This is a genomic window from Amycolatopsis sp. 3B14, from assembly GCF_050958625.1.
Taxonomy (GTDB): Bacteria; Actinomycetota; Actinomycetes; order Mycobacteriales; family Pseudonocardiaceae; genus Amycolatopsis_E; species Amycolatopsis_E thermoflava.
On record NZ_JBHZEN010000048.1, the window covers coordinates 76,127 to 95,032 of the forward strand.

The 18,906-nt window shown below is 72.2% G+C and carries 23 protein-coding genes and 2 riboswitches; of the genes, 13 read left to right on the forward strand and 10 right to left on the reverse strand.

Annotation, left to right across the window (positions count from 1 at the left end):
• Positions 1-32: 32 nt before the first annotated feature.
• Positions 33-836: an SGNH/GDSL hydrolase family protein gene (locus ACCP09_RS26075; protein ID WP_167499069.1), complete on the reverse strand. Its 804-nt coding sequence runs from the start codon at positions 834-836 to the stop codon at positions 33-35.
• A 223-nt stretch (positions 837-1,059) separates the two neighbouring features.
• On the opposite strand from ACCP09_RS26075, the gene ACCP09_RS26080 reads away from it, so the two are divergent.
• A complete protein-coding gene (locus ACCP09_RS26080; protein ID WP_027933774.1) occupies positions 1,060-1,713 on the forward strand; it encodes a DUF3159 domain-containing protein in 654 nt (217 codons plus the stop codon).
• Positions 1,714-1,818: 105 nt separating this feature from the next.
• On the opposite strand, the gene ACCP09_RS26085 is transcribed toward ACCP09_RS26080, so the two are convergent.
• Both ACCP09_RS26085 and ACCP09_RS26090 read right to left on the reverse strand, forming a co-directional pair.
• The gene (locus tag ACCP09_RS26085) at positions 1,819-2,733 is read right to left on the reverse strand and encodes an N-acetylglucosamine kinase (RefSeq protein WP_433751109.1); all 915 of its coding nucleotides are present in this window, start codon (positions 2,731-2,733) and stop codon (positions 1,819-1,821) included.
• The gene (locus ACCP09_RS26090; protein ID WP_051362891.1) at positions 2,730-3,737 is read right to left on the reverse strand and encodes an SIS domain-containing protein; all 1,008 of its coding nucleotides are present in this window, start codon (positions 3,735-3,737) and stop codon (positions 2,730-2,732) included. The genes ACCP09_RS26085 and ACCP09_RS26090 overlap by 4 nt, the downstream gene beginning before the upstream one ends.
• A 127-nt stretch (positions 3,738-3,864) precedes the next feature.
• Here ACCP09_RS26090 and ACCP09_RS26095 point away from each other — a divergent pair, with 127 nt between their 5' ends.
• Positions 3,865-4,593 (forward strand): GntR family transcriptional regulator, encoded by a 729-nt coding sequence (locus ACCP09_RS26095; protein WP_017985323.1) that lies wholly within the window; start codon positions 3,865-3,867, stop codon positions 4,591-4,593.
• A gap of 168 nt (positions 4,594-4,761) precedes the next feature.
• Positions 4,762-5,661 carry a hypothetical protein gene (locus ACCP09_RS26100; RefSeq protein ID WP_378364476.1) on the forward strand — a complete coding sequence of 300 codons (900 nt, stop codon included), beginning with the start codon at positions 4,762-4,764 and terminating at the stop codon, positions 5,659-5,661.
• A gap of 355 nt (positions 5,662-6,016) precedes the next feature.
• Here the strand turns inward: ACCP09_RS26100 and thiE are convergent, their stop codons facing one another.
• Complete coding sequence (gene thiE / locus ACCP09_RS26105; protein WP_433751114.1) at positions 6,017-6,673, reverse strand: thiamine phosphate synthase; 657 nt, start codon at positions 6,671-6,673, stop codon at positions 6,017-6,019.
• Positions 6,674-6,704: 31 nt separating this feature from the next.
• Positions 6,705-6,813: riboswitch (TPP riboswitch) on the forward strand.
• On the opposite strand from thiE, the gene thiO reads away from it, so the two are divergent.
• The 4 genes from thiO (at position 6,808) to ACCP09_RS26125 (ending at position 9,397) form a co-directional block, all read left to right on the forward strand.
• Complete coding sequence (gene thiO, locus ACCP09_RS26110; protein ID WP_433751116.1) at positions 6,808-7,914, forward strand: glycine oxidase ThiO; 1,107 nt, start codon at positions 6,808-6,810, stop codon at positions 7,912-7,914. It overlaps the preceding riboswitch by 6 nt.
• Positions 7,914-8,114, forward strand: a complete 201-nt coding sequence (thiS, locus tag ACCP09_RS26115; protein WP_017985319.1) for a sulfur carrier protein ThiS — start codon at positions 7,914-7,916, stop codon at positions 8,112-8,114. The genes thiO and thiS overlap by 1 nt, the downstream gene beginning before the upstream one ends.
• A 4-nt stretch (positions 8,115-8,118) precedes the next feature.
• Entirely contained in the window at positions 8,119-8,880 is a 762-nt protein-coding gene (locus ACCP09_RS26120; RefSeq protein ID WP_051123488.1) for a thiazole synthase, read from the forward strand.
• Between the two features lie 85 nt (positions 8,881-8,965).
• The gene (locus ACCP09_RS26125) at positions 8,966-9,397 is read left to right on the forward strand and encodes a MarR family winged helix-turn-helix transcriptional regulator (RefSeq protein WP_027933780.1); all 432 of its coding nucleotides are present in this window, start codon (positions 8,966-8,968) and stop codon (positions 9,395-9,397) included.
• Between the two features lie 159 nt (positions 9,398-9,556).
• Here the strand turns inward: ACCP09_RS26125 and thiD (ACCP09_RS26130) are convergent, their stop codons facing one another.
• The 3 genes from thiD (ACCP09_RS26130) to thiC form a co-directional block, all read right to left on the reverse strand.
• On the reverse strand, positions 9,557-10,390 hold the full coding sequence (gene thiD / locus ACCP09_RS26130) for a bifunctional hydroxymethylpyrimidine kinase/phosphomethylpyrimidine kinase (protein WP_027933781.1): 834 nt from the start codon (positions 10,388-10,390) through the stop codon (positions 9,557-9,559).
• Between the two features lie 25 nt (positions 10,391-10,415).
• Positions 10,416-11,231 (reverse strand): bifunctional hydroxymethylpyrimidine kinase/phosphomethylpyrimidine kinase, encoded by an 816-nt coding sequence (thiD, locus tag ACCP09_RS26135; protein ID WP_027933782.1) that lies wholly within the window; start codon positions 11,229-11,231, stop codon positions 10,416-10,418.
• Positions 11,231-12,874: a phosphomethylpyrimidine synthase ThiC gene (gene thiC, locus ACCP09_RS26140; RefSeq protein ID WP_084022725.1), complete on the reverse strand. Its 1,644-nt coding sequence runs from the start codon at positions 12,872-12,874 to the stop codon at positions 11,231-11,233. Before thiC ends, thiD (ACCP09_RS26135) begins: the two co-directional genes overlap by 1 nt.
• A riboswitch (TPP riboswitch) is annotated at positions 12,867-12,993 on the reverse strand. (Overlaps the previous gene by 8 nt.)
• Positions 12,994-13,100: 107 nt before the next feature.
• Between thiC and ACCP09_RS26145 the strand changes: the two genes are divergently transcribed.
• Positions 13,101-14,294 carry an MFS transporter gene (locus ACCP09_RS26145; RefSeq protein ID WP_433751121.1) on the forward strand — a complete coding sequence of 398 codons (1,194 nt, stop codon included), beginning with the start codon at positions 13,101-13,103 and terminating at the stop codon, positions 14,292-14,294.
• Here ACCP09_RS26145 and ACCP09_RS26150 read toward each other — a convergent pair.
• A complete protein-coding gene (locus tag ACCP09_RS26150; protein WP_027933785.1) occupies positions 14,237-14,797 on the reverse strand; it encodes a TetR/AcrR family transcriptional regulator in 561 nt (186 codons plus the stop codon). The genes ACCP09_RS26145 and ACCP09_RS26150 overlap by 58 nt on opposite strands.
• An 89-nt stretch (positions 14,798-14,886) precedes the next feature.
• Here ACCP09_RS26150 and ACCP09_RS26155 point away from each other — a divergent pair, with 89 nt between their 5' ends.
• From ACCP09_RS26155 to ACCP09_RS26165, 3 genes are all read left to right on the forward strand, one after another.
• Positions 14,887-15,609 carry an alpha/beta fold hydrolase gene (locus ACCP09_RS26155; protein WP_433751125.1) on the forward strand — a complete coding sequence of 241 codons (723 nt, stop codon included), beginning with the start codon at positions 14,887-14,889 and terminating at the stop codon, positions 15,607-15,609.
• Positions 15,610-15,673: 64 nt separating this feature from the next.
• Positions 15,674-16,051 carry a Uma2 family endonuclease gene (locus ACCP09_RS26160; RefSeq protein ID WP_433751128.1) on the forward strand — a complete coding sequence of 126 codons (378 nt, stop codon included), beginning with the start codon at positions 15,674-15,676 and terminating at the stop codon, positions 16,049-16,051.
• A gap of 6 nt (positions 16,052-16,057) precedes the next feature.
• Positions 16,058-16,225, forward strand: a complete 168-nt coding sequence (locus ACCP09_RS26165) for a hypothetical protein (RefSeq protein WP_433751131.1) — start codon at positions 16,058-16,060, stop codon at positions 16,223-16,225.
• Here ACCP09_RS26165 and ACCP09_RS26170 read toward each other — a convergent pair.
• Both ACCP09_RS26170 and ACCP09_RS26175 read right to left on the reverse strand, forming a co-directional pair.
• Entirely contained in the window at positions 16,222-17,136 is a 915-nt protein-coding gene (locus tag ACCP09_RS26170; protein WP_433751134.1) for a S1C family serine protease, read from the reverse strand. The two genes, ACCP09_RS26165 and ACCP09_RS26170, sit on opposite strands and share 4 nt — an antisense overlap.
• Before the next feature lie 93 nt (positions 17,137-17,229).
• Positions 17,230-17,784 carry a peptide deformylase gene (locus ACCP09_RS26175; RefSeq protein ID WP_027933789.1) on the reverse strand — a complete coding sequence of 185 codons (555 nt, stop codon included), beginning with the start codon at positions 17,782-17,784 and terminating at the stop codon, positions 17,230-17,232.
• Positions 17,785-17,912: 128 nt separating this feature from the next.
• On the opposite strand from ACCP09_RS26175, the gene ACCP09_RS26180 reads away from it, so the two are divergent.
• Together ACCP09_RS26180 and ACCP09_RS26185 are read left to right on the forward strand one after the other, a co-directional pair.
• Entirely contained in the window at positions 17,913-18,230 is a 318-nt protein-coding gene (locus tag ACCP09_RS26180) for a DUF3263 domain-containing protein (protein WP_017985306.1), read from the forward strand.
• Positions 18,227-18,898 carry a LytR C-terminal domain-containing protein gene (locus ACCP09_RS26185; RefSeq protein ID WP_378333378.1) on the forward strand — a complete coding sequence of 224 codons (672 nt, stop codon included), beginning with the start codon at positions 18,227-18,229 and terminating at the stop codon, positions 18,896-18,898. The genes ACCP09_RS26180 and ACCP09_RS26185 overlap by 4 nt, the downstream gene beginning before the upstream one ends.
• Positions 18,899-18,906: the final 8 nt, after the last annotated feature.

Genomic DNA, 18,906 nt, shown 5'->3' on the forward strand with positions numbered 1-18,906 from the left:
GACGGGTGGGCCTACCAACAGCTGTGTGACGCTCAGCTCGCCGGGGCGCGGTCGTCCGACACCGGCGGGTGCACCGCGAACGGCGCCAGCTGCGGCCGCTTCGGCGACAGCCCGTCGCCCATCGACTCGCCACGCAGCTGCCGCCGGATCCACGGCAGCAGGTGCGTCTTCGTCCACGCCAGGTCCGACCGGCGGTTGGTGATCCAGTCCGCCCGCGCGTCGACGACCGGCCACGGCTCCCGCCAGTCCTCCGACGTCGGCACGCCCAGCACCTCGGCCGCCCGCAACGCGATCCGCCGGTGGCCCTCGGCCGTGAAGTGCAGCCTGTCGTCGCTCCAGGCACGCGGGTCGTGCAGCGGGTCCATCGCCCACAGGTCGACGATCTTGGCGCCGTGCCGGACCGCGCTGGTCCACAGGTGCGCGTTGTAGATGCCGATCTTGCCGCGCAGCACGCTCATCACCGGCAGGTGCTTGGTGTCCGGCCCGTTGAACACGAGCACGTCGATGCCCGCCGCGCGCAGCTTGCCGATCACCTCGTCGAGCTGCGCCGCGATCTCGTCCACGTCGGAGCCAGGCACGATCACGTCGTTGCCGCCCGCGCACAGGGTCACCAGATCGGGTTTCAGCTCGAGGGCGATGGGTACCTGTTCCTCGATGATCTCGGCGAGCATCTTCCCGCGCAGCGCCAAGTTGGCGTACTGGAAACCGGGCTGGCCCTCGGCCAGGATCTCGGCGAGCCGGTCCGCCCAGCCGCGGAAGGTCCCGTCCGGGTTGAAGTCGTTGAGACCTTCGGTGAAGCTGTCACCCAGTGCGACATAGCTGTCGTACTCACGCACGCTGCCGTCCCCTTTCGCCAGCACCTGTGTTGATCGCCCCTCGAACAACTCAGCAGGATGCACCTGTAATCCCGACCTACGCCACCGTCGGTTCAGCGCGAGGTCACAGTCTCTTACGTTGTCGGCCTCCTGAGCTTCTCCATTACCGCCGTCCGCCCGGATCGTGTGGCGAAGATCTCGATGGTAGCTGCCCGCACCGACAGTTTTGGGGCACGCTGTAGGGGTGACCGGACAAGCCACGCCGCAGAGGGAGTCGCTGGGCAGCATCCTGGGTGGTCGCAAGGGTGCGATCGACGCGAGCCTGCCGCCGCTGGCGTTCGTGGTCGGCTGGCTGGCCACGGGTTCGTCGATCGCGTGGGGCTCGGCCGCGGCGATCGCCACTGCCGTGGTGGTCGGCGTCGTCCGCCTGACCCGCGGTGACAAGGCGCGGGCCGTCGTGGTCAGCCTCGCCGCGGTGATCGTGGCCGCCTTGATCGCGCTGCACACCGGTCGCGCGCAGGACTTCTTCCTGATCCAGGTGCTGTCCAACGTGGCCAGTGCGTTGCTGTGGGTGACCAGTGTGGTCGTCCGGTGGCCGCTCCTGGGTGTCGTGGTCGGGTTACTGCTCGGCCAGAAGACCCGCTGGCGCAAGGATCCCGACCTGCTGCGCGCCTACTCGCGGGCGAGTCTGGTGTGGTCACTGCAGTACGTGCTGCGCGTGGTCGTCTACCTGCCGTTGTGGTGGGCGGGGGAACTGGTCGCGCTGGGCGTCGCGCGCACGGTCATGACCTGGCCGCTGCAGGCGCTGACGATCGCGGTGAGCGGCTGGGTGCTGTACCGGACGCTGCCGAGGGAGCACCCGGGGCTGCGCGTCGTGTCGGGTTCCGGGCGCGAATAAGAGCCCCCGGCGAGGGGGAGGTCCGGGGGCCGCCCAAACCGTACGCCCGGCGGCGGACCCGGCACTCGTGCTCCGCGCACGAAAAACGCCCGGATCTTTGGTCGGTCAGCCTGGACGGCGCGCCGCGGCTTCGCCGAACGCCTCGACGGCGGCCAGCCAGGCCGCGCCCAGCACACCGTCCGAACTGGTGCGGACCTCGAGCCCGGCCAGCTTCGCCCGCACCCGCTCGCCGACCCGGGAGCCATCGCCGAGGACGCTGCCGACCAGCACCACCGGGGTGTCCTCGCCCGGCTCGCGGGTCGCCAGCGCGGTCGCGACCAGCAGGTCGGCGGCGCGCTCCACGATGTCCGCCGCGGCCGGGTCGTCGACCGCGACCAACGGCGCGAACCGGGCGAGGCGGACCGGCGGCTCGGCGTTGGCGACCGTGATCAGCCGCCGCCACGCGTACTTCCGGTCGGTCGCGTCGACCCCGGCCTCGGCCAGCACCGCGGTGGCCAGCGGGCCGAGGTCGCCGTCGCGGCCCAGTGCGGCCAGCGTGGCACGCACGGCCTCCCGGCCCAGCCAGAACCCGGAGCCCTCGTCGCCGAGCAGCCAGCCGTAGCCGCCCTCGGTGGCGACCATGCGGCGCTTGCGGATCCGGCCCGCGATCGAGCCGGTGCCCGCGATCAGCACGGTCCCGTCCGGCGCGTCGGTGGCGGCGGCGAACGCGACCTCGGCGTCGGTCAGCACCACCACGCGGTCCAGGCCCATGTCGCGCCAGGTGCGCTCGAACAGGGCCGCGACCGCCGGGTCCGTCAGCTTCGCGGTGCCGGCCATGCCGACGACGCAAGCGCTGGCCCGGCCGGGGACCTCGGTGGCCGCGCGGATCGCCGCCGCCAGGTTGGCGACCGCCTCCGCGGGCGGGTGCGAGTTCGGGTTGGCGCCGCCCGCGCGCCCGGCGCCGAGCACCGTGCCGTCCGCGGCCACCGCCAGCGCACGCGTGGACGTGCCACCCGCGTCGACCCCGAGGACGAACTTCATCGCGTCCTGGTCACCTTGTTCAGGCCGCGCGGGCGGTCCGGGTCGAAGCCGCGGGCCAGCGCCAGCCCGAGCGCGATCCGCTGCACCGGCAGCACCTCCAGCACTGGCGCGAGTTCCTCGGCCACGGACGGTACCGGGATGCGGACCGCGGCGGGCACCTCGCCCGCCGACGACCCGAGCGCCAGCACGTCGGCGCCGCGTTCGGCGACCGTGGTCAGCACGTCGCGCAGGGCGGCCCCGCCGCGGCCGGTGCCGGTGATCGCCAGCACCGCGGTCTCCTCGTCGACGGCCGCGACCGGCCCGTGCAGCAGGTCCGCGCCGCTATACGCGCGGGCGGCGAGGTAGCTGGTCTCGGCGAGTTTGAGGGCGGACTCCAGCGCGGTGGCGTAGGAGTAGCCGCGGCCGGTCGTGATGATCCGGTCGACGAAGCGGTACCGGTCCACGGCGCGCTGCACGTCGACCTCCAGCGCCTGCCGCGCCAGCGGTTCGATCTCGGCCGCAGCCGACGAGTCGCCGCCCCGGACGGCGTCGACGAGCAGGTACAGCGCGAGCAGCGTCGCGGAGTACGTCTTGGTGGCGGCCACCGCGGTCTCGGTGCCGGCGCCGATGTCGACGGCCAGCTCGGCGGCGCCGCCCAGCGGCGAGGCCGGGGTGTTCGTGACCGCGACGGTCAGCGCGCCCTGCTTGCGGGCGGTCTGGGTGAACTCGAGCAGGTCGGGCGAGCCGCCGCTCTGGCTGACCGACACCAGCAGCACGTCCCGCAGGTCGGGACGCGCGCCGTAGAGGGTCACCGTGGAGGGCGAGACGAGCCCGGCGGGCAGCCCGAGCAGGACCTCGATGAGGTACTTCGCGTACAGCGCCGCGTGGTCGCTGGAGCCGCGCGCGGCCAGCAGGGCGAACCGCGGCGGGCGCCGGGAGATGGCGGCGGCGACGTCGGCGATCTCCCCGCGGCGGGCCACCAGACCGCCCAGAACGGCGGGCTGTTCGGCGATTTCCGCGGCCATGTGCTGTCCGGGGTTGCTCATGCTGGGTCCCTTCGGAGGTCTAGACCAATGCTACCCCGGGCGCGGTCCCATCCGGAAAGGGTAGTTTCATCCTGCGCCGGAGGCGCGGTTCGAGGAGGAGTCGGTCATGTTGGAGTCAGCCACGCGCGGTCAGCGCGAACCGAAGTACTGGGCGTTGAAGCAGCATCTGCTCGACCTGCTGGAGACGATGCCGCCGGGTTCGCCGATTCCCACCGAACGCTCGCTGGCCACCGAGTTCGCGGTCTCCCGCACCACGGTGCGGCAGGCTCTGGCGGACCTGACCGCCGAGGGCAGGCTGCACCGGGTGCAGGGCAAGGGCACGTTCGCTGCCGAGCCGAAGCTCGCGCAGCGGCTGCAGCTGTCGTCCTACACGGAGGACATGCGGGCGAAGGGGCGCGAGCCGTCGTCGAAGCTGCTGGAGGTCGAGGAGCTGACGGCCGAGCCCGAGCTGGCGAAGCTGCTCGGCATTCGCAACGGCGCGAAGGTGCTCCGGATGCGCCGGCTCCGGCTGGCCGACGGCGAGCCGATGGCGCTGGAGACCACGCACCTGCCGCTCGGGCGGTTCCGCGGCCTGCGCAAACACGTGTCGGCGGGCGGTTCCCTGTACGCGGTGTTGCGGGAGCACTACGGCGTGGAGATGGACAGCGCGGAGGAGACGATCGAGACCGCGCTGGCCGGGCCGCAGGAGGCGGACCTGCTGGGCGCCGACGTCGGCACCCCGATGCTCCTGCTGTCGCGGCATTCGTTCGCCGCGGACGGCAAACCGGTCGAATTCGTGCGGTCCATCTACCGCGGTGACCGGTACAAGTTCGTGACCACGCTGCGGCGCCCGTAACTCCCCAAGATCCCTTGCGTTGTCAAGGGATTGTTAAGCCCGTCGTGTCCACTGTGGACGGTGAGAGTGGCCTGCGTCACCATCCGGCAACGCTGGGAGCATCTCAATCGACAAACACGTTGGACACGATGGGGTTAACACGAGAGGGAGAGCGAACACACCGCGATCATGACCGAGGAGAAGGAAGAGAGCGCCGAGAAGAAGTCCGGGCTGTCTCCGGCGCAGGTGGTGGCGTCGGCGCTGGCCGCGGTGACGGCTGCTTTCCTGGGCTCCACGCTGGGGGTGGCGGGCACGGTCATCGGCGCCGGTGTCGCGAGCATCGTGACGACCGTGGGTGGCGAAATCTACCTGCGGTCGCTGCGCAGCACGCGGGCGGCCGCGCGCAAGACGGCCGAACTGCTGGCGGTCGCCGAGACCCGGCAGCAGACGAAGGTCGTGCCGCCAGCGGTCGCGCCGCGGTCGACGCACCCGCTGATCAGGCACCAGCAGAACGGGGCGGCGCAGCGAAGACCGGCCACGCAGCTGACCGAGATGCCGACGAGGGTCGTGCACCCGATCACGCCACCGCTGTCCGGCACGACGCGCCGGATGCCGGTCGCCGGGCAGGGCGGATCCGGGGGCGGCGAGAAGACGGTGTTCATCCCGAAGCCGGTGGACCAGCCGGTCGAGGAGGAGGCCGCCCCGCCCGCCGCCGCGAAGCCCTGGTGGAAGAGCCGGTGGACGCTCGCGGTCGCGACCAGCGTGGCGGCGTTCGTGGTCGGGATGCTGGCGATCACCGGCTTCGAGGCGGCGACCGGGAGCACCGTGTCCGGCGGCACCGGGACGACGCTGGGCCGGGTGGTCGGCGGTTCCGGCGGCGCCGAGCCGACGACCACGCAGGTCACGACGGTCACCGAGAGCTCGACGAGCGAGGACGAGCGGGCGCCGGCGAGCACGAGCAGCACGCCGACGACGTCGTCCAGCGCCGAGCAGACCGAGTCCCCCGTGACGACGACGCCGAGCACCAGCGTCCAGGAGACACCGTCCGCCGCATCCGAAACAGCGACGACGGCGCCGAGCAGCCCTTGATCCGAAACTGACCACAGGCCCTTCGCGAGTTTTCGCGGAGGGCCTGTTTTTTGAGGCCAGCCAGGTGCGGGCCGGCCTCGACGGCGCGGGCGATGTTGCACGAACGGCTCGACAGTCTGCGAGCCGGAGAGCCGGCCGCCTCGATTTGCCGGGCTGGGTTGACTGTCGCGGACCACCGCACCACTCGCCGTTACGGCCCACCACGGCCACGAAGGCCGGGTCAGTCCAGCTGGCCCGCACCGCGCGGGCGGCTGCGGCGGGATCCTCGCCCCCGGTGGCGCCCGCCACCAGCACCTTGAGCAGCTGGTCGCGTTGATGCCGGACGGCGGCCTCGGCGCGGCCACGAAGGCCCGGCTCAGTCCAGCCGTGCCCGCAGTGCCCGGGCAGCCGCAGCCGGGTCCTCGGCCTCGGTGATCGCCCGCACCACCACGATCCGCGACGCGCCCGCCGCCAGCACCTCCGGCAGGCGGTCCGCGTCGATGCCTCCGATGGCGAACCACGGGCGCGCGGTGCCAAGCGCCGCGGTCGAGCGCACCAGGTCCAGGCCCGGCGCCGGGCGGCCGGGCTTCGTCGGCGTCGGCCAGCAGGGGCCGGTGCAGAAGTAGTCCACACCTTCTTCCACAGCCGCGGCCTCGGCCTGTGGACGGTCGTGCGTCGAGCGGCCGATCACCGGCTCGTCGCCGATCACCCGCCGCGCCAGCGGCACCGGCAGGTCGTCCTGCCCCAGGTGCAGCACGTCGGCGTCGACGGCCGCCGCGATGTCCGCCCGGTCGTTCACCGCCAGCAGCGCCCCGTGCCGCGCGCACGCCTCCGCCAGGATCTCCAGCGCGGCCAGCTCCTGACGGGCCTCCAGCGGCGCCCCGTCCCGCTTGTCCCGCAGCTGGATGATGTCCACGCCACCGGCCAGCGCGGCGTCCGCGAACTCGGCCAGGTCCGGCCGGTCCCCGGTGCACAGGTAGAGCCGCGCCGCGTCGAGGCGTTTCCTGATCTCGTCACCACTGAGCCCTGGCATGGCCTGAACCCTATCTCGCACGTTAGGGTAGGGGTGTCCGCACGGGAGCCCGAGCCACGGGCTGAGAGGGAGCTGCCAGCGCTCCGACCGTGGAACCTGATCCGGATCATGCCGGCGCAGGGAGCGTGATTCTCATGAGCAACCAGCACGTGGCCGTCGTCGGCGGCGGGGTCATCGGCCTGTCCGTGGCCTGGCGCGCCGCGGCGGCCGGGCACCGCGTCACCGTCGTCGACCCCGCGCCCGGCCGCGGCGCGTCCTGGGTCGCCGGCGGCATGCTGGCCCCCGTCACCGAGGCCTGGCCCGGCGAGGAGGAGTCCCTCGCGCTCGGCGAGGAGTCCCTGAGGCGCTGGCCGGCGTTCGCGCAAGCGCTTGCCGCGGACGGCGGCGACCCCGGGCTGTCCCGGGCCGGCACGGTCGTCGTGGCCCTGGACCGGGCCGACGCCGACCAGCTGGACATCGTCGCCGGCTACCTGCGGTCGGTCGGCCGCGAGGTCGAACAGGTCACCGGCCGCAGGCTGCGCTCGCTCGAACCCGGGCTGGGCGCGGTGCGCGGCGGCCTGCTCGTGCCCGGCGACCTGGCGGTCGACAACCGCAAGCTGCTCCGCGCGCTCGAAGCCGCCGCGCTCCGGCACGGCGCGGAGTTCACCGGCGACGAGGCGACGGCGGTCGAACCCGGCCACGTCCGCACAGCCCACTGCGAGGTCCGGTGCGACGTCTTGGTCATCGCCGCCGGGGCGCACAGCGCCCGGCTGCACCCGGTGCTCGCGCGAGGTGTCCGCCCGCTCAAGGGCGAGATCCTCCGCCTGCGCGCGCGGCGCACGAGCCTGCCGCCGCCCACGCGCACGGTGCGCGCCGTCGTCGAGGGGCGACCGGTGTACCTCGTGCCACGAGAAGGCGGCGAGCTGGTCCTCGGCGCGACCCAGTACGAGGCCGGTTTCGACGACACCGTCAGCGCCCGCGGCGTGCGCGAGCTGCTCGAAGGCGCCGAGCGGATCTTCCCCAGCATCGACGAGTACGAGCTGGTCGAGACCGCCGCCGGGCTGCGCGCGGCCAGCACCGACACGCTCCCGTTCATCGGTGACCTCGGCGACGGCGTCCTCGCCGCCACCGGCCACCACCGCAACGGTCTGCTCATGGCGCCGGTCACCGCCGACGCCGTCGTGGCTTGGCTGGCCGGGGAGAAACCGCCCGAGGAGGCGCTCGCGGCGGACCCGGCCCGGCTCGGAACAGGAGGGGTCTGATGGAAGTGCAGGTCAACGGGCAGTGGCGGGAGGTCCCCGACGACGCGACGGTGACCGACGTGCTCAAGGCGGTCGACGCGCCGGAACGCGGCGTCGCGGTCGCCATGAACGGCGAGGTCGTGCGGCGCGGCGAGTGGGCGGCCAGGGCCGTCCCCGCGGGCGCGCGGCTGGAGATCCTGACGGCGGTGCAAGGTGGGTGAGGTCATGTTCGACGGCGACCAGCTCGTGATCGGCGAGCACAAGCTCGGCTCACGGCTGATCATCGGAACGGGCGGCGCGGCGAACCTGTCGGTGCTGGAACGGGCGCTCGTCGCGTCCGGCACCGAGCTGACGACGGTCGCGCTGCGCCGCGCGGACGCCGAGGGCGGCTCCGGCGTGCTGGACCTGCTGCGCCGCCTCGGCATCCGGCTCCTGCCGAACACCGCGGGCTGCCGCAGCGCCGCGGAGGCCGTGCTGACCGCGCGTCTGGCCCGCGAGGCGCTGGAGACCGACCTGATCAAGCTCGAGGTGCACGCCGACGACCGGACGCTGCTGCCCGACCCGGTGGAAACACTCGACGCGGCCGAGCAGCTCGTCGCCGACGGCTTCACCGTGTTCGCCTACACCAACGACGACCCGGTGCTCGCGCTGCGGCTGGAGGAGGCCGGCTGTGCCGCGGTGATGCCGCTGGGCGCGCCGATCGGCACCGGGCTGGGCATCCGCAACCCGCACAACATCGAGCTGATCGTGGCCCGCGCGGGCGTGCCGATCATCCTCGACGCGGGAATCGGCACGGCGTCCGACGCGGCGCTGGCGATGGAGCTGGGGTGCGACGCGGTGCTGCTGTCCACGGCGGTCACCAGGGCACAGGACCCCGAACGGATGGCGTACGCGATGCGCTCGGCGGTGGTCGCCGGGCGGCTGGCGCGGCAGGCGGGCCGGATCCCGCAGCGGTTCTGGGCGCACGCGTCCAGCCCGCCGCGCTGAAAAACCCGGCTTCACCTCGGTTTGCCGCGGCGAGCACGTATGGTTTACCGCACCCGAGCGGTCGGCGAGGCGAAGGAGCTCGAGAGTGGTTGAGTCAACCGAGGATGTCGCTGGGCGGTTGTTCCTCGCCGTCGGCCGGCTGTCCCGGTCCCTGCGGCAGGCAGGCACACCAGGGCCCGGCCACGGCTCAATTTCCGCGCTGTCGACGCTGGTCGCCTTCGGGCCGATGCGGCTCGGCGACCTGGCGGCGAAGGAGGGCGTGGCGGCCGCGACGATGTCGCGGATTGTCGCCTCGCTGGTCGACGCGGGCTGGGCGAGCCGCGAGCCCGATCCCATCGACCGGCGCGCCTGGCTGGCGACGGCCACACAGCAGGGCGAGCGGATGCTGCTCGACCTGCGGTCCACGCGCGTGCACGAACTGCAGAAGCGGATCGACCGCCTGTCGCCGGAGCACCAGGCCGCGCTGGGGCAGGCGCTGCCGGCGCTGGAAGCACTGCTGGCCGGCGACGAGAGCTGACCACGCCCGGGATTTGGCGAGGAGGCGCCGCTCATGCCCCGGGCGGGTTGAATTCCCGCCTCGGAGTGCGTACTCGCGCCTGGGAGTGCGGAACTCGCGCGCCGGAGCGCGGAACCGCGGGCCTGACCGTGCCCGGCGGCCCGTGGCGTGGCCCGCGAGTCAGCGATCCTCCGGCGCCAGCCGCCAGAAGGCGGACACCGGGCCGACCTTCGCGCCCATCGGGTAGGAGTTCGCGACCGCGTTGCTGACGAACCACTTCCCGAACCGCGCGGCCTCCGGCACCGGCATGCCCCGCGCGAGGCCCGCCGTCAGCGCCGACGCCATCGCGTCCCCCGCGCCGTGCGTGTGCGGCGTGGAGAACCGCGGCCCGGGCAGTTCGACGAACGTGCGGCCGTCGTAGAGCAGGTCCACGCACTCCGGGTCACTGGTCAGGTGCCCGCTCTTCACCAGCACGTACTTCGGCCCGAGCTCCTTCAGCGCCACCGCCGCGTCGTGCATGCCCGCGCGGTCGGTCACCTCGATCCCGGTCAGCAGGCGCACCTCGTCCAGGTTGGGCGTGATCACCGCGGCCCGCGGCAGCAGCAGGTCCCGCAGCGCGGCCAGCCCGGCCGCGTCGAACAGCGGGTGCCCGTGCATCGACGCGGCCACCGGGTCGACCACGAACGGCACCTTCGAGTCCCGCCCGATCTCCGCCCGGTCGCACGCCTCCGCGACCGCCTCGATGATCTCGGCGGAGGCCAGCATCCCGGTCTTCGCCGCCTGCATGCCCATGTCCGCGGCGACCGCCTCGATCTGCCCGGCCACGATCCGCGCCGGGATGTCGGACCGGTCGTGCACGCCGAGCGTGTTCTGCACGGTCACTGCCGTGACCGCGACCAGGCCGTGCACCCCGCAGGTCAGGAACGTGCGCAGGTCCGCCTGCAACCCCGCGGCACCACCGGAGTCGGATCCGGCGATGGTCAGGGCGGCAGGCGGACTCGCGTTCTGGCTCATGCCCCCAGTGTCGCAAACCCGCCGATCAAGCGAGCCGCCAGAACGGGGACACCGGCCCGACGCCCTCGCCGAGCGGGTACGCCTCGGCGACGCACCGCTCGATGAACCGCTTGCCCTCGTCCACCGCGTCCGGCACCCCGAGCCCCTTGGCGAGGAACGCGGTGATCGACGAGGCCAGCGTGTCGCCGCCGCCGTGCGTGTGCGGCGTGTCGATCCGCCGCGCGGACAGCTCGATGAACTGCACGCCGTCGGACAGGAGGTCGACGCACTCCGGGTCGTCGTAGAGGTGCCCGCCCTTGACCAGCACCCACATCGGACCCAGAGCAAGCAGCGCCCGCGCCGCGTCGCGCTGGCTGGCCCTGTCGGTGACCTCGACGCCGGTGAGCAGCCGGACCTCGTCCAGGTTCGGGGTCACCAGCGTCGCGCGCGGGAACAGCTCCGTGCGGATGGCTTCCAGCGCCTCCTCACGCAGCAGGGCGTCCCCGTGCATCGACGCCGCCACCGGGTCCACCACGAACGGCACGTCCGCGTTGCGTCCGATGTGGACCTCGTCGAGCGTCTTGGCGACGGCGGTGATGATCTCCGCCGTCGCCAGCATGCCGGTCTTGGCCGCGTCCACGCCCATGTCCCCGGCCACGGCCTTGATCTGCGCCGACACCACGTCCGGCGGGATCTCGGTGAAGCCCTGCACGCCGACGGAGTTCTGCACGGTGACCGCGGTGATCGCGGTCATCCCGTGCACCCCGCAGGCGAAGAACGTCCGCAGGTCGGCCTGGATCCCCGCCCCACCGCCGGAATCGCTCCCGGCGATGGTCAGCGCGGTCTTCGGGGTGACGCTCATTACGGCTGGACCACCGGGAGGTAGACCTGCTTGCCGTTCTCGGCGAACTCGGCCGACTTCTCCTGCATCCCGGCCTCGATCGCATCCACAGTGGACAGCCCGTGCTCCTCGGCGTACTTGCGGACGTCCTGCGTGATCCGCATGGAGCAGAACTTCGGCCCGCACATCGAGCAGAAGTGCGCCGTCTTGGCGGGCTCGGCCGGCAGCGTCTCGTCGTGGAACGAGCGCGCGGTGTCCGGGTCGAGCGAGAGGTTGAACTGGTCGGTCCACCGGAACTCGAAGCGCGCCTTGGACAGCTCGTCGTCCCAGTCCTGGGCGTACTGGTGGCCCTTGGCGAGATCCGCGGCGTGCGCGGCGATCTTGTACGCGATCACGCCGGCCTTCACGTCGTCCCGGTTGGGCAGGCCGAGGTGCTCCTTCGGCGTGACGTAGCACAGCATCGCCGTGCCGTACCAGCCGATCTGCGCCGCGCCGATGGCCGAGGTGATGTGGTCGTAGGCCGGCGCGATGTCCGTCGTGAGTGGACCGAGGGTGTAGAACGGAGCCTCGCCGCAGAGCCGTTCCTCCAGCTCCACGTTCTCCTTGATCTTGTGCATCGGCACGTGGCCGGGGCCCTCGATCATCACCTGGACGTCGTGGGCACGCGCGATGTGGGTGAGCTCGCCGAGCGTCTCCAGCTCCGCGAACTGGGCGCGGTCGTTGGCGTCCGCGATCGAGCCGGGGCGCAGGCCGTCGCCGAGCGAGAACGTCACGTCGTAGGCGCGCAGGATCTCGCAGAGTTCCTCGAAGTGCGTGTAGAGGAACGACTCCTTGTGGTGCGCCAGGCACCACGCGGCCATGATCGAACCGCCGCGGGAGACGATGCCGGTTACCCGGTTCGCGGTCAGCGGGATGTAGCGCAGCAGCACGCCGGCGTGCACGGTCATGTAGTCCACGCCCTGCTCGCACTGCTCGATCACGGTGTCCCGGTAGACCTCCCAGGACAGCTTCGCCGGATCGCCGTCGACCTTCTCCAGCGCCTGGTAGATCGGCACGGTGCCGACCGGGACGGGCGAGTTCCGCATGATCCACTCGCGGGTTTCGTGGATGCGCTTGCCGGTGGACAGGTCCATGATCGTGTCGGCGCCCCAGCGGGTCGCCCACACCATCTTGTCGACCTCCTCCTCGACCGACGACCACACGGCCGAGTTGCCCATGTTCGCGTTGACCTTCACCAGGAAGTTCTTCCCGATGATCGCGGGCTCGCTCTCCGGGTGGTTGCGGTTGACGGGGATGACCGCGCGGCCCGCGGCCACCTCGTCGCGCACGAACTCGGGCGTTACCCGCTCGCGCGCGGCGATGAACTCCATCTCGCGGGTGATCACGCCGGCCTTCGCGAAGCCCAGCTGCGTGTTGTGCTCCCGGTTCGCGATCCACTCGGCACGCAGCGGCGCAAGTCCACTGTGGACGTCGATCGCGACGTCGGGGTCGGTGTACGGGCCGGAGGTGTCGTAGACGTCGAAGTGGTCGCCGTTGCTGAGTTCGATGCGGCGGGCCGGGACCTTCAGCCCGTTTTCGGTGTGGTGGTAGACCTTCCGGGACCCAGTGATCGGCCCGGTGGTCACGGTCGGCGCGACGTTCTTGCCGTTTTCCAGCGTCGTCACTAGAAATACTCCCTACGCCGGCATTACCCGGTCAGGTTCAGCGGTCGGCGGCGCCGGGTCCCAACGGACACCAGCCGCCCTCTCAGCCCGCCAAGGCGCGAGCTCCCGCGTGTTCGGTTGTCCGTCCGACCATGCCACGTCCCGCGGCAGACCTCAAGAGCACGACGGTGAGACCGCTCACCCGCGCTGGAGATTCACACCGATGTCAGCCTCTAGGTTGACGATCATGCGAACCACGGCCGCGCTGATCGCGCTCGGCGCCTGTCTCTTCGTGGTCGTCACGGCGGAGACGCTCGTGATCGGACTGCTCCCCGCGTTGTCGGCCGACCTGCGGGTGCCGGTGCCCTCGGCAGGCCTGCTCGTGGCCGGGTACGCGCTGACGGTGACCATCGGCGGTCCGCTCGTGACGGCCGCGACCCTGCGGGTCCCGCGCAAGGCGGCGCTGCTCGGGCTGGTCGCGGTGTTCGCGGCGGGCAACGCGCTCGCGGCGAGTGCGACCGGGTTCGGCGTGCTGCTGGCCGCGCGGGTGGTCACCGCGCTGACGCACAGCACGTTCTTCGCGATCGCGCTCGTGCTGGCCGCGTCGATGGTCCACCCGTCGAAGCGCGGGTGGGCTATCGCCTTCGTGTCGACCGGACTGAACCTCGCGACCGTCCTCGGCGCGCCACTGGGCACCCTCGTGGGCGAGGCGTACGGGTGGCGGACGTCGTTCTGGCTGCTGGCGGTCGTGGCGCTGGCCGCGATGGCGGCGGTCGCGCTGCTGGTGCCGGCCACCCGGACCGCGGAGCCGCCGCGGCTGGGGCCGGAGCTGCGGGCGCTCGTGACACGGCCGGTGCTGGTGCTGCTGGCGGTGACGCTGGTGGCGGAGACCGGGTTCTTCGTGGCCTACACCTACCTGTCGCCGATCCTCGGCCGGATCTTCCCGCCCGGCGGGGTGGTCGTGCTGCTCATGGTGTTCGGCGCGGGCGCGCTGTGCGGGAACCTGGCCGGTGGGCGGCTCGCGGACCGGTGGCCGTGGGCTTCGCTGCGGGTGCTCATCGCGGTGCTGGCGGCGGCGCTGGCCCTCTTCGCGGTGATCGCTTCGGTGCGAGCCGGGGCGGTGGTGGGCGTGTTCGCGCTGGGCGCGGTGGCGTTCGCGCTGGTCCCCGGGCTGCAGACGCGGGTGGTGGTGGCCGCCGCCGGAGCGCCGACACTCGCGGTCGCGGTCTACACGTCGATCTTCAACCTGGGCATCAGCGCGGGCGCGTGGCTGGGCGGGCGCGCGTTGTCGGCCGGCGTCGCGCTGGGCGCGCTGCCGTTGCTGGGCGCGGTCGGCGTGCTCGGCGGGCTGGCCGTGTCCGCTCTCCACCGCGGCGGAGGTCTTCAGTCCGGCCGGCGCAGCCCGGCGACGAGGAGGCCGACCAGGCGGCGTGCGTCGTAGGGGTGCTTGCTGTTCGCGCCCGCGCACAGGCCGCCGATGCCGCGCATCAGCTCGTAGGCGTCGAGGCCGCCGCGGATCTCGGCCGCCGCGGCTTCGAGTAGTCCCGTGCAGACCGGGACGAGCCGCTCCAGGAAGTAGGAGTGCAGGGGGTCGTAGCAGGGGTCGTCGGACTGCAGCACCGCGGGCAGGCCCTGCTTGGTGATCACGAAGTCGACGAACCGGTCGAGCCACTCCGCGAGGGCTGCGTACGGGGTCGCGCTCGCGGCGAGCAGCGCCGGACCGGCCTCGGCGAGCGCCTCCACCTGGTGCCGGTAGACGGCGATGATCAGGTCCGCCCGCGTGGGGAAGTGGCGGTAGATCGTGGCGGTCCCGACGCCCGCCTTGGCCGCGATGTCGCGGATCGGCGCCTCCACCCCGGACGCGACGAAGACCGCGGCCGCCGCGTCGAGCAGGGCTTTCTGGTTGCGCCGCGCGTCGGCCCGCTTGGGTGCGCTGTCGTCCACGGCCCCATTCTCCCACCCGGTGCTAGCTAAGCGGGACACTGTCCCGTATGTTAACCGGGACAGTGTCCCGTTTCTGATCGGAGCGAACAATGACGACCTACCTGCTGGTGCACGGCGCGTGGCACACCGGGGAGTGCTGGACGCGGGTGAGGCCGTTGCTGGAGGCGGCCGGGCACCGCGTGCTCGCGCCGACGTTGACCGGCTACGGCGACACGGCGCACCTGGCCGGCCCCGAGGTCGGCCTCGACACGCACGTCGCGGACGTGACCGGGCTGATCCGCGAGGAGGACCTCACCGACGTGGTGCTCGTCGGGCACAGCTACGCCGGGCTGGTGATCTCGTCGGTGGCGAACGAGCTGCCGGACCGGGTCGCGCGGCTGGTGTACCTGGACGCGATGGTCCCGGAGGACGGCGAATCCGCGGCGGACGTCCTGCCCGTCACCCAGGGGCTGATCGATCTGGCGCTGGCCTCCGACAGCGGCTGGCGCGTTCCGCCGATGCCCGAGCTGCCCCCGCCGGCCGGCCTGTTCGGCGTCACCGATCCCGACGACGTCGCCTGGTTGCGCACGATGCTGTCCGACCAGCCGGTGCGCTGCCTGCAGCAACCGGTGCGGCTGGACAACCCGGCGACGCGAGCGATCCCGCGGACGCACATCCACTGCACGGTGAAACCGGAGGGCTTCTCGCGCCGCCCCGTGCCCGCCGTGCAGCCCAACGGAACGCCCGCGGAGGTCTGGGAACTGCCCACGGGCCACGACTGCATGATCACGATGCCGGTGGAGCTGAGCGAGCTGCTGCTGAAGCTCGCCTGAGGGCCGCGGGCAGACGTGCCGGACCGCGGTTGACCACGGGAAACGCCCTTCTAGGCTGCGGCGGATGGGCAACTGGGAAACTCGGCTTCGCGAGTGGCAGAACCTCGACGTGCCCGAGGGCTGGCGGGCGGAGATCACCCCGGCAGGGGTGACACTGACGCCGCCCGTCGACAACGGGCACAGCAGGATCGCCGCGTCGGTCCATCGCACCTTGGTGCGGTCGGTCCCGGAGGATCGGGCCATCCTGCAGAAGCTCGGCGTCTCCATTCGGAGCGCGAGCCGGCTCTACGTGCCCGGCCTGGTCGTGGTTCCGCACCACGAACTGCTGTCCCGTCCGGACGACGTGCCCGTTCCGGCGGAGGCCGCGGAACTGGTGGTGGAGATCGTCTCCCAGGGCAACGCCCGCACGGATCGCGTCGAGAAGCTCTGGGCCTACGCCTAGGCGCCGGTGCCCCTCTACCTCCTGATCGACCGGTACGCCGAGCCGAAGCCGTCGGTCACCCTGTTCTCGGATCCCGTCGACGGGCACTACCGCCGCTCGGAGCAGGTGTCCTTCGGCGAGGAGATCCGCCTGCCCGCGCCGTTCGACCTCGTGCTCGCCACCGCGGCCTTCTAGCTCACCAGCTCGCTCGGCGTCGCGAACACGTCGACCATCGCACCGTTCCTCAGCACCGTGATGGCCAGCCGCGTACCGATCACCTCGGCGAACAGCTGCCGCTGGATGTCCTGCGCGTCCGTGATCCGCGACCGCCCCACGGTCAGCACCAGGTCGCCCGGCCGCAGCCCCGCCCGTTCGGCCGGCCCGCCGCGCACCACCTCCACGATCCGCAGCCCGGCGTGCTGCCCGGTGTGCTCGGCGACCTCGTCCGGCAACGGCGCCGGCACCCCGACCACCCCGAGGTACGCCCGCCGCACCCGGCCCTCCACCAGCAGCGTGTCGATGATCCGCCGGGTGGTGTCGTTGATCGGCACCGCGAGACCGAGTCCGAACCCGGCGACCGCGGTGTTGACCCCCACCACCCGGCCTGCCGAATCCGCCAGCGCGCCGCCCGAGTTGCCCGGGTTCAGGGCAGCGTCGGTCTGGATCACGTTCTCGATCACCCGCCCGGCGCTGCGGGTCTGCACCGGCAGCGACCGGCCCAGCGCGCTGACCACACCCGCGGTCACCGAACCGGCGAGCCCGAGCGGGCTGCCGATCGCCACCACGAGCTGCCCGACGACCAGCTTGTCCGCGTCGCCCATCCGGGCCGCGCTCGGCGCCTCCGACGCACGCAGCACGGCCAGGTCCGACAACGGATCCGCGCCGACCACCGTGAACCGCGCCTCGGTGCCGTCCGAGTACGTCGCCGTGCCGTGCGTGCCGCCGCCGACCACGTGCGCGTTCGTCACCAGGTGCCCGTCGTAGGCGAACACCACCGCCGAACCGCTGCCCCGGGACAGCCGCACACTCGCCACGTGCGGCGTCACCTCGGCGGCCACGGTGCTCACCGAGCGTGAATAGGCGTCGAGGGCATCGAAGTCATCCACGCGACCACCACCCCGCGATTACACACTTACATCAGTAACCAGTGTGCGCTCGCGGGCACGCGGAAAGCCCTCTCGTTCACCGAGGGCGAAAGCTCACTCCGAGCCGGGCAGCCAGGACAGGCCGGGCACACCCCACTTGTTGCGCTTGAGCATGCGCTTCGCGTCGCGCGCGTGGCGGCCGACCAGGCGGTCCAGGTAGATGTAGCCGTCCAGATGGTCGGTCTCGTGCTGCAGGCAGCGCGCGAAGTACCCGGTGCCCTCGACCTCGATCGGGTTGCCGTCCAGGTCGAAGCCGGTGACCTTGGCCCAGCTCGCCCGCCCCGTCGGGTACGACTCGCCGGGCGCGGACAGGCAGCCCTCCCAGTCGTCGTCGGGATCGGGCATGGTCTCCGGGATCTCGGAGGTCTCCAGCCTCGGGTTGACCACCAGGCCCTTGTGCCGCACACCCTGGTCGTCGGGGCAGTCGTAGACGAAGACGCGCAGGTCGACGCCGATCTGGTTGGCCGCCAGCCCCACCCCTTCGGCGGCGTACATGGTCTCGAACATGTCGTCGGTGAGGGTGCGCAGCTCGTCGTCGAACTTCTCCACCTCGCGGGTGGGGTTGTGCAGCACCGGGTCACCGGCGATCCGGATCGGGTGGATGGTCACAATCCGCGATCGTACCCAGCGGACGAGCCGTGACGCGCCGGGCCGTGATCCCACAACCAGACCCTCGACCCGTGGTTGAATGACGCCCGCGGGATCACAACCGTGTGGTTTGCGATTTGAGGAGTCAGATGGACGCCGCGGAGTCGATGGCCGGAGGCGACCGGCCGTCGCCCGAGCCCACCGGCGACGAGGGCGGGCTCACGCCCCGTGAGCTCAAGGTGCTGGCGTTCGAACGCCAGTGGTGGCGCTACGCGGGGGCCAAGGAACAGGCCGTCCGCGAAGAGTTCGGCCTCTCGCCCACCCGGTACTACCAGCTGCTCAACCAGCTCCTCGACAAAGAGGAAGCGATGCGCGCCGACCCGATGCTGGTGAAGCGGCTGCGCAAGATGCGCACCGCGCGGCAGCGCAAGCGGGTCGCCCGGCGACTGGGGATCGAGGCGCTATGAACTTTCTGCAGGGCCTGTCCCGCCCGCTGCGCCTGGCCGGTGTGGTGCTGATCGGGGTCGCTCTCGTGGCGGTCGTGATCGGTGGCATCACCGCGCTGAACGGCGACGGGGACAACGGCCAGACCGCGGCGCCGAGCCCGACGGCCACGGACGGGACGACCGCGCCGACCGAGACCACGGGCGCGAGCCCCACGGAGCCGGCGCCGTCGAGCCCGGTCCCGCCGGCCTCCGAGACACCGCCGCCCGGGCAGCCGACGGACACCGCGACGCCCGGCGCGCCCGGTGGCACGGCGACCCAGCCGGGCGGCACGACGGGAGCCCCCGGCGCGGGTGACGGCGGGGTGCCAGCCGACCAGACCGCGGCCAAGTGGGTGCCGGTGCGGGTCTACAACAACAGCACCATCCACGGCCTGGCCGCCCGCGCCGCCGACGAGCTGCGCGCGAACGGCTGGAACGTCGTCGAGGTCGGCAACTACCCGCAGGGCATCATCCCGACCACCACGGTGTACTTCACGCCGGGCACGGACGAGGAAACCGCGGCGCGCTCGCTGGCCATCGCGTTCGGCATGAAGGTCGAGCCGCGGTTCGAGGGCATCCAGGACGCGAGCCCCGGTGTCATCGTGATCGTCACCAACGACTACAAGGGCTCGCAGGTCAAGGGTTCCTGAACCCGGGC

Bases quoted from the DNA above. Each gene is read 5' to 3' on its own strand.
- thiD (WP_027933781.1), bottom strand. From the start codon at position 10,390: ATGAGCCAGAACGCGAGTCCGCCTGCCGCCCTGACCATCGCCGGATCC.
- ACCP09_RS26090 (WP_051362891.1), bottom strand. From the start codon at position 3,737: ATGGCCGCGGAAATCGCCGAACAGCCCGCCGTTCTGGGCGGTCTGGTG.
- ACCP09_RS26160 (WP_433751128.1), top strand. From the start codon at position 15,674: ATGGGCAACTGGGAAACTCGGCTTCGCGAGTGGCAGAACCTCGACGTG.
- ACCP09_RS26100 (WP_378364476.1), top strand. From the start codon at position 4,762: ATGACCGAGGAGAAGGAAGAGAGCGCCGAGAAGAAGTCCGGGCTGTCT.
- thiE (WP_433751114.1), bottom strand. From the start codon at position 6,673: ATGCCAGGGCTCAGTGGTGACGAGATCAGGAAACGCCTCGACGCGGCG.
- ACCP09_RS26145 (WP_433751121.1), top strand. From the start codon at position 13,101: ATGCGAACCACGGCCGCGCTGATCGCGCTCGGCGCCTGTCTCTTCGTG.
- thiD (WP_027933782.1), bottom strand. From the start codon at position 11,231: ATGAGCGTCACCCCGAAGACCGCGCTGACCATCGCCGGGAGCGATTCC.
- thiS (WP_017985319.1), top strand. From the start codon at position 7,914: ATGGAAGTGCAGGTCAACGGGCAGTGGCGGGAGGTCCCCGACGACGCG.
- ACCP09_RS26155 (WP_433751125.1), top strand. From the start codon at position 14,887: ATGACGACCTACCTGCTGGTGCACGGCGCGTGGCACACCGGGGAGTGC.
- ACCP09_RS26095 (WP_017985323.1), top strand. From the start codon at position 3,865: ATGTTGGAGTCAGCCACGCGCGGTCAGCGCGAACCGAAGTACTGGGCG.
- ACCP09_RS26120 (WP_051123488.1), top strand. From the start codon at position 8,119: ATGTTCGACGGCGACCAGCTCGTGATCGGCGAGCACAAGCTCGGCTCA.
- thiO (WP_433751116.1), top strand. From the start codon at position 6,808: ATGAGCAACCAGCACGTGGCCGTCGTCGGCGGCGGGGTCATCGGCCTG.
- ACCP09_RS26185 (WP_378333378.1), top strand. From the start codon at position 18,227: ATGAACTTTCTGCAGGGCCTGTCCCGCCCGCTGCGCCTGGCCGGTGTG.
- ACCP09_RS26085 (WP_433751109.1), bottom strand. From the start codon at position 2,733: ATGAAGTTCGTCCTCGGGGTCGACGCGGGTGGCACGTCCACGCGTGCG.
- ACCP09_RS26180 (WP_017985306.1), top strand. From the start codon at position 17,913: ATGGACGCCGCGGAGTCGATGGCCGGAGGCGACCGGCCGTCGCCCGAG.